We start from the raw sequence: 13,123 nt of genomic DNA on the forward strand, positions 1-13,123 counted from the left end.
AAAAACCCTTGAAATCAAGCGTGCATTATTAAATAACAACCCCATTCACTATGAAGAGAAAAAAAAACAATTACTGAAAAAGCATTTTGCGGTTCATTAATCGCAAAAAATGCACCCAACAAGTGACAACGGTATGAAACTACTGTTAAAGCTTAACCTATGCGAATATTACGGAATAAGGAAATCCGACACGAAGTAAACCACGAAAATTTATGACCAATTTTACTAACCTAATCCAAATTCAATGAAAACCTCTATGTCAACCAATAAAAAGAGGGTCTGCTTCCTCTTTGGTGTATGGCTCCTCTGTACAGGTGTCGTCGCCCCGCTAGCCTTTGGAAACCGAATGGAGCAGAATGGTAAGAACACCAAGGCACAGCGTACAATCACGGGCAAAATCACTGCTGAAAAGGATGGCTCAAGCCTTCCGGGTGTAAACATTCTCCTCAAAGGAACCACCACAGGTAGCTCCACTGACGTGAACGGCAACTATTCCATTGCAGTAGGCGATGGAGCCGGGCAGGTTTTGATCGTTTCTTATATCGGATACGTGTCTCAGGAACTAGTTGTTGGAAACAGCTCTGTAATTGACGTCAGCCTCGCAGAAAGCGCTGAGACTCTGAACGAAGTTGTCGTAACCGCTTTGGGGCTCTCAAAAAACGCCAGGCAACTGGGCTACGCTACGAATTCCCTTAACGCTAAGGACCTCGAAGTAGGTGGAACGTCCAACCCTTTGAAATCACTGGAAGGAAAACTTACCGGTGTTCAGATGAACAGCCTTAACTCTTCTCCTACCTCCTCAGTAATGTTCAACATCCGCGGAGCTACTTCACTCGCAGGGATCATGAAGGGAAATGACTCCAAGAGTAATATCAATAATGCAACACAACCATTGATCGTACTGAATGGTGTGCCTTTGATGTCAAACAGTGTTGGTACTACTGCAGGTATTGACGTGGGTAACTACATGAACTCCATCAATCCCAATGACATTGAGAACATTTCCATTTTGAAGGGAGCCAGCGCTTCTGCGCTTTATGGCTCTTCTGCTGGTAATGGTGTAATTCTCATTACAACCAAATCAGGAGCTCAGGCGAAAAGAGGTCTTGGTGTTTCTGTAAGTAGCTCGGTCTCTGTTGACCGTGCCTATAGTGCGCCTCCTGTACAGCGACAATTTTTCCAGGGTGGAGAAGAAGGAGAACCAATGACCGATGACAAAAAAGGTTTGGGCTGGGCTGTTAATGATACAAAAAACAATGTGGATCCGCTGTGGAGATGGGATATTGTAAATCAGAAATGGGAAAAGTCAATCCTTGAGGCACGTGGCGATCAGAACCCTTTGCTTGCTTTCCTTAAGACGGGTGTTATGCTGGATAACAACGTAGCTGTAACCGGCAACTATGACAAAGGAAACTACAGGTTCAATGTAGGTAACATGACTTACTCAGGTGTGATACCAAGTAATAAAACAATCCGTACCAACGTATCTTTTGACGCACAATACAAGGTAAACAAGAAAGTTTCCATATCTACCCAGGCATCGTATTCACGCACTTTTGCTCCCAACGCATCACACATTCAGGGTAAAAGGGAAGACAATCCACTTGCGCATGCCATGTCTATGCCGATCAACATGCCAAAGATGTCAGTTTGGAAAGATGCGGACACCTGGTTGACTGACTGGACTGGTACATATCAAAACACGCCTTATTTAAAAAACCCCGGAGAGGCTCGTTTGAGCAGGGTAGATGCGAAGGGTTTTGACAAAGCCATAGGAAAAAACGGCCCATATTTTGCGGCTGAAAACGTGGTCCGGACATTTGCAAAGGACATCGTTTTCGGGAAAGTTCAGCTGGACTGGAAACTTTTTGATCCTCTGAATTTCACAGTGCGTACTGGTATGAACCATGAGAATTTTGCTTTTGAACGCAAAACGCCCTGGGGTTCTGAAAGAGCTGAAAAAGGTGGATACGAGCAACAGAACAGCAACAACCTCTCTGTTAACACGGACGCCTTGCTGGCATTCAACAAAACCTTCTTGAATGACCAATTCTCGGTGGATGCATTGGGAGGCTTTTCGTACAAATTTTCTGAAGCCAATAGCTCCCGATTTGGCGGAAGTGAGTTGACTACGCCCAATTCTTTCAACTTTGCCTCCTTGCCTGCTGCTGTGAAGCAGGCAGCTGAATTCGACCGGGGATACTCCTCAAGAAGCTATGGCGCTTATGCAACCGCAACGCTGGGTTGGAGAAGTACCGTTTATCTTGAATTAACCGGACGTAATGACTGGGTGGGTATTCTTAACAGCGAAAAGGCCAGCCATTTTTACCCAGGAGCATCATTAAGCTGGATCGCATCAGAGACATTTAAATTTGGACCTGCTATCAACCTGTTGAAGCTGCGAGGAAGTTATTCTCAAACTGGATATGGAATCGGAAATCCTGTTAATCTGGATAAATATGGCATTTCGGGCAATACTTGGGGAGCTGTACAAATGGGATCGATCGGTGGTGACCTTATCGATGCCAGCATTAAGCCCGAATTAAACGTAACTCAGGAGGTTGGCCTTGATTTCAGAGTGCTGAATAGCAGAGTAACGGGAGAATTCACTGCTTATTCTAAGAACCACATCAATCAAATCCAGAATCTCCCTGTTGTGGGTTCCACTGGTTTTAGCTCCGTATTAACTAACATGGGGTCTGTAATATCGAAAGGTATTGAGCTTTCGTTAAGAGTCGTGCCCATCCGCACGAAAGACTGGGAAGTGGGAATCGGTGGTAACTTATCCACTTTCAATGCAAAAATCCAGGAGCTTGATTCCCGTTTTGCCGAGAAATTCTATGGATATGCCGGCACGGCGAATTTATCGCTCTTCAAAGGATCCAAAGTGGGCGATTTGTATGCACAGGCACCTATTCCTTATGTTCAGTCCGGCAAATATAAAGGGATGATGCTTACAGGAATGAGCGGTATTATTGAAGAAGCGGTCACAACCACGGACCACATCAGAAAACATGGTTATTTGGGTAATATGAACCCAAAAGCAATCATGGGTTTCAATGTGGATGCGAAATATAAAAACTTCAGGTTTAATGTAGTGACGAGCCTGAGAGTGGGTGGGGTGTTCATTTCAGAAACACAGAAAATCATGATTGATGACGGTATGGCAGACATCAAGAAGATTTATGGTGACGACTACGACAAATTGTTTACTGGCGGTCGTTTTGCAGGTGGTTTACCTAGTATGCCTAACCCAAATGCAATGTTCCCAGGTGATGGCTATGAAGACTACCGCGAGAAAATGCAAAGCACCATGACTTTGTACAATGGAGACCCACGGTACTTTGGATACTGGAATGCAGTATATATTGATCCAAATATTGACTTATCTAAGCTTACTGCGGAAGAAAAACTAAACCTTCCTGATGCAGCGTATATCAAAAATGGCGACGATCCAAATAAAACGATCTATTTGAACCCATACGCTATGGAGGGGAATGAATTGTGGTCGGGCGCGCAATTCAGAACGCACGATGCAACTGCATTTAAAATTAAGGAAATAAATCTAACCTATCAGTTCAATAAATCTCTTGTGCAGAAACTGCATTTGCAGGATTTATCGCTTACCTTTTTTACCAAGAATGTTATGTTCTGGGCTAAAAACAGGATGAACGAAGACCCTGAAACTGCCTTTAATGATGGTGTATCGGGTATGGGTGTGGCGCAATTTGGTTTACCTCCAATGCGTACAATGGGCTTGAAGCTTGGTGTTAGCTTTTGATGAACTTTAAAACAGAAATTATTATGATCAAGTTAATTAAATATGTAACCCTGTGCTCGACACTGGCATTTGCTACATCCTGTGGCGACCAGTTGAGACTGGAAGAAAGAGAAGCTTCCTTTAATAAAGATTATTTTACTTACTCTCGGTATCAATTGACCACTTCAATTGTAAGTGTTGCTAAAATTTATGGCAAAGCTGCAACAGATGCACCACGAGGACAGGCGGCTATGTACTTTATGGATTGCTATAGTGGCGACCAGATACCCGCCTTTTACACTAAAACAGATCCAAACTGGTTATATCAGGACAAGAATGTCTATGCGGGTTCGGGAGACGAAGATGGTCAGCTTAGAACACTAGAGGCTGTAAAAAAGCTGGCAACAACTGAGGGAAACATGGCTAATGTGGCTGCTGCCGATATCCTCAAATGTGTGGTGGGAGCCTACCTTACCGAAAAATACGGCGATATTCCGTTTACTGAGGCTGTTCAGGGAAGAACTGGGGATCTGTTTCCAAAATTCGACTCGCAAAAGATGGTTTATGAAACCATGTTTGCGATGCTGAGTAACGCGGTTGCCATTTTATCTGATGCAAATAGTAAAGGTTTACCTGCTGAGTCTGATGTATTATTTAAAGGCGACAAAACAAAGTGGATTAAATTTGCGAATTCCCTGAAGTTTCGTTTGATGGTGCATTCTTACGATGCATTCAAGAAGGCTGGAAAAGACCTGGCCGCTGACATGCAGGCAATTGCTGGCAGTACCAATTATATGTCGGCGGTAGCGGACAATGCCGGCCTAACTTTCCCAGGCACGGTCGAAAAAGATGCATGGTATATGCAAAGAACATGGGGAACAGGAAACACTTTTACCGAGCAAAAACCTTCCAAGTATCTGATCGACCAAATGGTTGCTTTTGACGATCCTCGGATGTATGTTATTTTTGCTCCTGTACTTTCACCGTTGTCAAGTAAGCCAGCAAAAGTGGATGAAGTAGTTAAGATCAATGGTTTTTCATACACGATTAACCATTACCCGGCAACTGCTGCCGAAGCAGCAGCATTGACAGCTGCAGGAAGAGACCTGAACGGTAATGTAACATCGGTTCCTTATGTTCTGGATGCAAAGTGGTTTGGAACTCCCAACCCCACGAATGTCCAAGCGCAATATGGCGGAACAGGCCTAACTGGAAGCAATGGTTTCTACGATAATCGTCGCCTTACAGGGTTCTCCACTTTGCTGGCGAAGGTAGCTGATCCTCGGCTCAAAGCCGTATTGATGGAAGCTGACGAAATGGCATTCCTGCTTGCAGAGGCACGTCAAAAAGGATGGATTTCGGCAGGGACTGTGAAGGGTCACTACGAAAATGGTATTAAGCTATCCTTCCAGAGATGGCAAATTGAAGATGGCACCAAACCTGCTACGCATATAGGGTCAGATAAAATTGTTGACGACTTTACTGCATATTACGCAAAACCAGGTGTAGCGCTCGATGGAACGGCTGCCGACCTTGACAAAATTGCAACCCAGAAGTGGCTGTCTATGCTTATCACCAACCAAAACGAGGCTTACACCGACTACAGGAGAACTGGCAAACCTGCATTTATTGGTAAAATAGCTCCATCGTTCGGTTCATACACGTATCCACAACGTTACATGTATCCATTGGATGAAGCAAGTAACAACAAAGAAAATTACAATGCTGCTGTTTCTGCATTGGGAGGAAAAGATATTGCATCAGCAAAGATGTGGATCTTAAACTAATCTTGTTCTAATATAGCAATTGAAAAAGGGTGCCGTTATTGCAAACGGCACCCTTTTTTTGCTATCACCATTATTGAAAACCTACTATTTGCCTAAGGAAAAGACATTTTCCTCAGGCACTTGCTCCATAGGGCGTTTTTTGATTGCGTTGATTGAGATATACGCTGTTAAAGAGATGATAATCTGAGTTTCAATAAACCCGCGATCATGTTCAGGAAAGGACAATAGAACCGCAGATTCCGTCTAAATAAAACAAATGCTACCTGAATATCAACCTCATGCATTTAATGCTAACAGTCTGATCGATTCCTTTTGATCAAGCCCACTAAGCTTTGGCATACAGGTTTTTCGGAAAGTTAATTTTCCAGGGAAATTGATTGGGAAGTAACGGTTAAAGCAGCCCCAAAAAACTCACCGCACCTTGGGAGAATCTACATGCAGTTCACTTTCCCGTAGCAAACTAAAAAAATAAACTTCTAAGGCATCGGAATATTTTCGCCTCTCTTCCTCGTTGTTAAGGCAAGTAAAAATCTCTGAAAGTTCTTCCTCCGAAAGCTTATTGCTGATCAGCTTGTTGATCAAATTTTCTGCCCGGGAAAGTGACATAATAATGGCGGATTAGTACGATTATGATACTCAATGCTGAAAAGAAAGTACTATCTTTCACGGCTTTTTTTTCAACATGATCGATATCCACATCATGTCTTCAAGCAGCATTAAACAATACTTCTTACATAATTATCACTGCATACGCATGCCAAGCTATTTAGCTGTATTTTTGAGCGAATAACATCAAGTAAATAAGGAATACCTCGTTTCAACACTGAAACAAACTGAGAAGAATCTGCAAAATGCACCGGTACAAAATAATATGCTTACTAGTCCTACTCAGCGGCTTCGCTAAATCCATCTGTGCACAGCCGGTCACACCCACTGAAAACAGGCAGGTCATCATTGGCAATGTGATTGTTGAAGGCAATCACCGCACGAGGGGAGCGATCATCCTCAGGGAAATGGCCATCAGGTCCGGAGACTCAATCCCCGCACCAGAGCTGGACGAAAGAATAGAAATAGACAGGCGAAAAGTAGTGAATACCAATCTGTTTATTACCGTGGCTATCTTAACAAAACCCAATGAAGACTCCATCAGGACAGACATCCGGATATTGGTAAAGGAGCGCTGGTACCTGATCGTCTTCCCGGTATTCAGCCTCGCCGACCGGAACTTCAATGAATGGTGGTATGAACGTAAAAGGGACATCCGGCGCACCACCTACGGTGTTTACATGAGTTATGGCAACGTAACGGGCCGGAACGACAAGCTTCGCTTTTTGGCTGAATTTGGCTTTATACCCAAATTTGACCTGTCCTATTCCCTCCCCTATATCGACAAAGCCCAGAAAACAGGAATTACGGTGGGCGCTTCGTACTTGCTGAATAAAAGCATGGCCTTTCGTACCTGGCGGGACAAGCTCGATTTTGTCAACAGCGAAGCGATCAACCGGGAGCGTTTCTACACTTTCGTCAACATCACCCGGCGAAACAAGTATTACACCTTTCACTCGCTGGATCTGCGTTACAGCCACGCCAACATCTCAGATACGATAGCAGCTCTGAATCCCAATTATCTTTTGGACCGCCACACGAGGCAGAACTTCTTTCAGCTGACCTATTCATTCAGCTACGACAAACGCGACAATGCACAGTATGCGCTCAGCGGGCAAACCGGCGGAATCCAGATCTCTAAACTGGGGTTACTTCCCATGGATGACATCAACCAGCTGTATGTGTACGGATCCTACCGGAAATACATACCCATTTCAAGGCGCTGGTATGCCAACACAGGCGTACGGTTCAGGGTTTCCGCACCCAAGCGCCAGCCCTATTTACAGACGGTCGGGCTTGGTTACCGCAATGACCTCGTGCGCGGCTATGAACTGTATGTTGTGGATGGACAGGACTACGCGCTCTTAAAAAGTGAGGTCAAACTCAAGCTATTTTCGATACAAAAGCAGTTTTCCTGGATCCCCATCAGTCAGTTCAACACCATTCCCATTGCGGCTTACCTCAATACCTTCGCAGATGCCGGATATGTTCAGAACAGGTACCCGGAGCTGAGTAATACCGGACTCGGCAATAAAATGCTTTACGGTGCAGGAGCAGGCCTGGATGTAGTCACATTTTACAACATGGTGGTCCGTCTCAACCTCACCTTCAACGCAAAAGGAGAGCGCCGTTTCTTTTTCAATGTCTCCCGGGAATTCTGATCATCTGTATTCACTTATCGAGCCAGTTCCTGAGGCAGGCTCCATTCGGGAAAACACATCCGTGGCTGTTTTTTATGGACAAATGGCGTGATATTTTAGGAGACAGATCAGGAATCGTTCAAACCATTTTGTTAAATTTATTTGATCTGCATCGCTTGAAAGAATGAATTGGCTATTTTTGCACTAAACATTGTTTCAACAAGAGATAAGCATCACACATTAAACACTTCACAACTGAATGAAAAATTACTTTCCCCATGGCACGTTCCCTAAACTTTCCTTCGCGGTCGTTTCTATCCTATTTTCCATGGTAGTGCTCTATGGTTGCCAGACCCAGACCAAGGAGGAAACGGTTGAGAAAACAGATTCAGCCATTTTGGCCAACCCCGCCCAGCCAGAATTAAACAGTGATCAGTCTGCTTTGTTAAAAACGGCCGTGGGCGATGCGGACAACGGTATAGTACGTGGCGTATCGTTTGGCGATCCGATTTCAAAAGTAAAAGCAACCGAAACGTTTGACATGTTTGAAGAAACGGTGGATCACCTGGGTTACACAGTCGAAACCGCCCAGCTCGAATCCATCGACGTACAGTATTTTATCAACCCGGAAAAACAGGTAACTAAAATTCAGATTGATGTATATCTCAACAGCGGAGACGCGACGACCCAACTGTGGAATGCTGGTAAAAATTATTTTTCCAAAAGCTATGACGCGCCCAAAGAGGAAAATAAAATAATCACCTGGAACAAAAACTCCGTGAAGGTGCAAATGGAAGACGTTACAAAAGGAAAAGATTTTGGTCTGAAATTCGTATTTACACCCACCAATAAGAACGCACTCGCACTTAAATAGCCATTGGCAGCGGGCGGCCAGCTGTGGGCGGCTAGCTGTGGGAGACAAAGCAAATAAAAAAACTGCAACAAATTGATTTAAAAGAATTACACATATAAATCATTAAATAAATTTCTCTTAGTATTTAATATGAAATACCATAAGCTGGCTATATCGGGCGTACTTCTTTTATTGTCAATAAACGTATCGGCACAAAAGCCTTCGAAAAAAGATTATCTGATCACCATCAAAACGGAGAAAGGTGTGATGCACGCCATCCTGTTTGACGAAGCGCCCAAACACAAGGCTAACTTCATCAAACTGTCCCAGGAAAAATTTTATGACGGCTTGCTTTTTCACCGGATCATTGAGGACTTTATGATCCAGGGCGGGGATCCTAACTCGCGCAATGCGAAGGAGGACGACCGGATTGGCAACGGCGACAATGGTTATAAGATTCCTGCAGAGTTCAGTCCCAAACTTTTCCACCAAAAAGGTGCACTGGCTGCCGCCAGGGACAACAATCCTGAGAAAGAATCAAGCGGATGTCAGTTTTACATTGTTGAAGGGCGCAAATGGAACAATGCCGACCTGGACAAACAGGCGGCGCGAGCGGCCAGAAAACCAACAGAAGCGCAGCGAAAAGTATACGAGACGGTGGGTGGAACGCCACATCTGGATGGCGCATACAGTGTATTCGGTCAAGTCATCGATGGCCTGCCCGTTATCGACAAAATAGCCATGGAGCCTCGCGATGAACGGGACCGCCCGAAAACAAATCTGACGATGACCGTTTCAGTCAAAAAGATGAAAAAGAAAAAGATAGCCCGAAAATACGGGTATAAGTTTGAGGCATAAAAGTCGTTATCAGCAATCGGCTATCAGCTATCAGCAGTCAGACTGAGTTCGAGTGGCGCACTTCCACCCGAACTACACCACTGATTTTCCACCGGCATCAGTAAGGTGGCTTGTATAATTCAATTCAGACCATTGATCCATCTAAAATAAGCGAAAATTCAGGAATATAATTATATAAAAAACATTTAAATCTTAAAACAGATACGCATTTAAACTACAACATTTTGCCATCACACACCAAAAAACGCATTCTCGTAACCGGCTCTAACGGACTCCTGGGACAAAAGCTGGTGGAGCAACTGGCCGCAACCCCGGGTATTCATACCATTGCCACTTCAAAGGGGCAGAATCGCCTGCCTGCATTCTATGGATACGAGTATTACGAGATGGACATCACCAATCGCAAACAGGTGGAAGCGGTGATTAAGATTGCCAAGCCGGACGTGATTATCCATACCGCGGCCATGACCAATGTGGATCAGTGTGAAATGGAAAAAGAGGAATGCTGGAAATTAAATGTGACGGCTGTGGAGTACCTGATTGAGGCCTGTCAGAGACACCACGTTTTTTTTGTTCATGTGTCTACGGATTTCATCTTCGATGGCACGGAGGGCCCGTATAAGGAAGACGATGTGCCAAACCCTGTAAGCTTTTATGGATGGAGCAAATATGCTGCTGAAAAGCTGGTTTCACATTCAGAGCTTCAATGGGCCATTGCCAGAACTGTTCTGGTATATGGTATTGCCCACGACATGAGCAGGAGTAATATTATTCTTTGGGTAAAAAAATCGCTGGAAGAAGAAACACCGATCAAGGTCGTGACCGACCAGTTTCGCACACCTACCCTGGCTGAAGACCTTGCTATGGGATGTTTTTTAATAGCTGACAAAAAAGCGCAGGGGATTTTTAATATTTCCGGAAAGGATCTTCTTACACCGTATGAAATGGCGATGGCAACAGCTGATTTTTTCGATCTGGACAGTACGCTCATTTCGCCGACGGACGCCTCCGCTTTTACCCAACCTGCACGGCGACCACCCAGAACCGGATTTGACCTAAAAAAATCCCGGAATGTATTGGGTTACGAACCACGTACATTCCGGGAGGGCATTGCCTTGCTGGCTCAGCAAGCTGGGTATATCAACAAGTAAAAGATCAAGCTCTCTCAATAACCGATAAATCCAGAACAAAACCAGGAAATACGGGCTCCCCATAGAGCTGAACGTCCATACTTTGGTATTGGATCACTTCATGGTTGGCAGCATATACATATACTTTTTGATCAAAACGATCTATAAGCCAGCCCAACTGGCACCCGTTTGCCATATACTCATCCATTTTATTTAAAAGATAGGTTAAGTCGTCTGATTTGGATCGAACTTCCACAACAAACTCCGGACAAAGGGGAGCAAATCTTTCCTTATCCTCTTTCGATAAACGATCCCATTTATGTCTGGAAACCCATGAGATATCCGGTGACCTGACCGCTCCATTTGGCAAAGTGAATCCGGTTGATGAGTCAAATAATTTCCCGGGAATTTTGTGACTGTGAATCCAGACCCCGATTTCGACTAAAATGTCGGAGTTAAAACCTCCTGTTAAACTTCCAGTTGGCGACATAAAGATGATATTTCCGTTACTATCACGTTCAAAATCAATCGTATCGTTCATACGGCATAACTTGAAGAACTCATCTTCACTCATTATCTCCCCGACATGTAGGGTTAAAGGCATATTCATGACGCTTACACTTTAACATTCATTTTGCTTATAGCAACTTACTAATTATTCCTCAATTTCAAAAAAAGGCACCACTTCTATCAATATAGCTTCTCGTAATATTCTCTTGCCATCCTGTCGGAATCGAAGAACTCACTGACATCATCCATACTGTTGAGCACCAGCTTTTCCCAGTCATCTCCTTCTTTGTAATAGGTCGGTAAAACTTTGGTTTCTAACACTTCAAACAGACTATCGCAATCCTGCTTGTTGATATCGGGGCCCTCTGCAACAGGAAGTATAAAAGAATTTTCTCCGTCTTTGGCAAACTCACAGATCCAGCCATCGTAAGTGGAAACATTCACTGAGGCGTTCATCGCTGCGGTCATCCCGCTGGTACCAGAAGCCTCGCGGGTCACTATGGGCGTATTGAGCCACACGTCGGATCCGTCTTTGAGTAATTTCGAAAGTCCAAGCTCGTATCCGGTAAGCACTGCCATATTGGGGAAATAATGGCTGAGATAATACAGATGATTAAAAGTATCAATCGCCCCTTCATCTTTGGGATAGGGCTTACCTGCCCAGATGATTTGCACCGGATATTGGGTGTTATTCAACAGCTTTTTGAAACGTTCCACATCCCAGGTAATCATATCGGGACGCTTGTAAGCGGCAAAGCGCCGGGCCCATACCAGGGTTAATACATTGGGATCAAAAATTTTTCCGGCCTGATCGGCTACGGTTTTAAACAAAACACTTTTTAATTCTTTTTTCCTTTGACTGATAGCACCCCCATCTTTATTTACTCTGGCCGCTTCGAGTTCCGGATCCGTCCAGTAGGCTTTATTCTGCGCATTGGTAATGTGTGTGATCTCACAGATTTTCGGATACACCTTCCACATTTTACGTGACACCTCTCCGTGCAATTTGGAAACCCCGTTTGCCTTCCGGCTTAGCCGCAACGCTGCCAGCGAATGATTGAAAACATCGTCCTGAATACCGGTGATTTTCCTGACCGTGGCAAGTGGTACTCCGGAGAAAAATCCGAGTCCTTCCAGAAATTGGATGTTGTGCTTCTCATTTCCTGCCTCTTCCGGTGTATGCGTCGTAAACACAATCTTTTTCTTCAATTCGGAAACCTTTTTAAATTTCTTAAACAAAGGAAACACCGCCGAAATGGCATGGGCCTCGTTGAAATGGTAAACTTCCGGCTCATGTTTTAGCTCTTCCAAAAGCCTCGCACCACCTATCCCCAGCACCATACACTGCGCCACTTTCATGGTAACATCCGCATCATACAACGAATAGGAAATGGCCCGCACCGATGCGTCATTACCATCCGTGTCGGTTGTCAGAAAAAACATCGGGGCGGTCTGGAACACCTCAGGCGACAAATAATAAGCTGCGACCCAAACCTGCTTACCTAGAATAGGTATCTGGAACCGTACGCCGGTATCCTTAAGGAAGTGGTATATTTTCTCATGAAATTCGGGCTGCATACTGCTATCCAGCTTTCGTCCCTGATCGTAATAACCATATTTCCAAAGCATGCCCACGCCGATCAGATTTTGCTTCAGTGCATATACACTTTTCATGTGGGAGCCCGCCAGAAAACCCAATCCACCCGAATAGGTTTTAAGCGCCTGATCGAGTGCAAATTCCATTGAGAAGTAAGCAACCGACTTGTTATATTTCTTATCCGGAGTGATCGGATTGGTGAATGGCAACGTGAATTTTTGTAATGGCATTGATCTATATGATTGATGAGTACTGATTGTAACAAGAAATAAAATAACAATTCGGCGAATGAAGTAAATTTTCACCAAATTATCACCTTACGACCTCCAAACCATTTGAATCAATAATATTGTGCCAACTGTTATACGCGAAGATAAGGAAT

General features: G+C 44.3%; 9 protein-coding genes. 6 read left to right on the plus strand and 3 right to left on the minus strand.

The features are described from left to right. The first annotated feature begins 256 nt into the window (after nucleotides 1-256). Together DYADSP32_RS14215 and DYADSP32_RS14220 are read left to right on the plus strand one after the other, a co-directional pair. Complete coding sequence (locus DYADSP32_RS14215; protein ID WP_414617768.1) at nucleotides 257-3,781, plus strand: SusC/RagA family TonB-linked outer membrane protein; 3,525 nt, start codon at nucleotides 257-259, stop codon at nucleotides 3,779-3,781. A 23-nt stretch (nucleotides 3,782-3,804) separates the two neighbouring features. Further along, nucleotides 3,805-5,547: a SusD/RagB family nutrient-binding outer membrane lipoprotein gene (locus DYADSP32_RS14220; RefSeq protein WP_414617769.1), complete on the plus strand. Its 1,743-nt coding sequence runs from the start codon at nucleotides 3,805-3,807 to the stop codon at nucleotides 5,545-5,547. Nucleotides 5,548-5,958: 411 nt separating this feature from the next. On the opposite strand, the gene DYADSP32_RS14225 is transcribed toward DYADSP32_RS14220, so the two are convergent. Continuing rightward, the gene (locus DYADSP32_RS14225) at nucleotides 5,959-6,153 is read right to left on the minus strand and encodes a hypothetical protein (protein ID WP_149242113.1); all 195 of its coding nucleotides are present in this window, start codon (nucleotides 6,151-6,153) and stop codon (nucleotides 5,959-5,961) included. Between the two features lie 245 nt (nucleotides 6,154-6,398). Here DYADSP32_RS14225 and DYADSP32_RS14230 point away from each other — a divergent pair, with 245 nt between their 5' ends. The 4 genes from DYADSP32_RS14230 to DYADSP32_RS14245 all read left to right on the plus strand — a co-directional run bounded on the left by DYADSP32_RS14230 (nucleotide 6,399) and on the right by DYADSP32_RS14245 (nucleotide 10,655). Next, entirely contained in the window at nucleotides 6,399-7,814 is a 1,416-nt protein-coding gene (locus DYADSP32_RS14230) for a BamA/TamA family outer membrane protein (RefSeq protein WP_149242112.1), read from the plus strand. Between the two features lie 238 nt (nucleotides 7,815-8,052). Continuing rightward, complete coding sequence (locus DYADSP32_RS14235) at nucleotides 8,053-8,667, plus strand: hypothetical protein (protein WP_414617770.1); 615 nt, start codon at nucleotides 8,053-8,055, stop codon at nucleotides 8,665-8,667. A gap of 129 nt (nucleotides 8,668-8,796) precedes the next feature. Further along, a complete protein-coding gene (locus tag DYADSP32_RS14240; RefSeq protein WP_149242111.1) occupies nucleotides 8,797-9,504 on the plus strand; it encodes a peptidylprolyl isomerase in 708 nt (235 codons plus the stop codon). A gap of 224 nt (nucleotides 9,505-9,728) precedes the next feature. Continuing rightward, nucleotides 9,729-10,655, plus strand: a complete 927-nt coding sequence (locus tag DYADSP32_RS14245; protein ID WP_149242110.1) for a dTDP-4-dehydrorhamnose reductase family protein — start codon at nucleotides 9,729-9,731, stop codon at nucleotides 10,653-10,655. A 4-nt stretch (nucleotides 10,656-10,659) separates the two neighbouring features. Here DYADSP32_RS14245 and DYADSP32_RS14250 read toward each other — a convergent pair whose 3' ends face one another. Both DYADSP32_RS14250 and glgP read right to left on the minus strand, forming a co-directional pair. Next, nucleotides 10,660-11,244, minus strand: coding sequence for a Uma2 family endonuclease (locus tag DYADSP32_RS14250; protein WP_149242109.1), 585 nt, complete (start codon nucleotides 11,242-11,244; stop codon nucleotides 10,660-10,662). An 80-nt stretch (nucleotides 11,245-11,324) separates the two neighbouring features. Further along, on the minus strand, nucleotides 11,325-12,971 hold the full coding sequence (glgP, locus tag DYADSP32_RS14255) for an alpha-glucan family phosphorylase (protein WP_149242108.1): 1,647 nt from the start codon (nucleotides 12,969-12,971) through the stop codon (nucleotides 11,325-11,327). Nucleotides 12,972-13,123: the final 152 nt, after the last annotated feature.

The sequence above is a fragment of the Dyadobacter sp. 32 genome (genome assembly GCF_902506755.1).
In the GTDB taxonomy this organism is placed as follows: Bacteria; Bacteroidota; Bacteroidia; order Cytophagales; family Spirosomataceae; genus Dyadobacter.

What these genes read in the sequence shown, in the direction of transcription:
- glgP (WP_149242108.1), bottom strand. Translation starts at nt 12,971, where the DNA reads ATGCCATTACAAAAATTCACGTTGCCATTCACCAATCCGATCACTCCG.
- DYADSP32_RS14215 (WP_414617768.1), top strand. Translation starts at nt 257, where the DNA reads ATGTCAACCAATAAAAAGAGGGTCTGCTTCCTCTTTGGTGTATGGCTC.
- DYADSP32_RS14250 (WP_149242109.1), bottom strand. Translation starts at nt 11,244, where the DNA reads ATGAATATGCCTTTAACCCTACATGTCGGGGAGATAATGAGTGAAGAT.
- DYADSP32_RS14230 (WP_149242112.1), top strand. Translation starts at nt 6,399, where the DNA reads ATGCACCGGTACAAAATAATATGCTTACTAGTCCTACTCAGCGGCTTC.
- DYADSP32_RS14235 (WP_414617770.1), top strand. Translation starts at nt 8,053, where the DNA reads ATGAAAAATTACTTTCCCCATGGCACGTTCCCTAAACTTTCCTTCGCG.
- DYADSP32_RS14225 (WP_149242113.1), bottom strand. Translation starts at nt 6,153, where the DNA reads ATGTCACTTTCCCGGGCAGAAAATTTGATCAACAAGCTGATCAGCAAT.
- DYADSP32_RS14220 (WP_414617769.1), top strand. Translation starts at nt 3,805, where the DNA reads ATGATCAAGTTAATTAAATATGTAACCCTGTGCTCGACACTGGCATTT.
- DYADSP32_RS14240 (WP_149242111.1), top strand. Translation starts at nt 8,797, where the DNA reads ATGAAATACCATAAGCTGGCTATATCGGGCGTACTTCTTTTATTGTCA.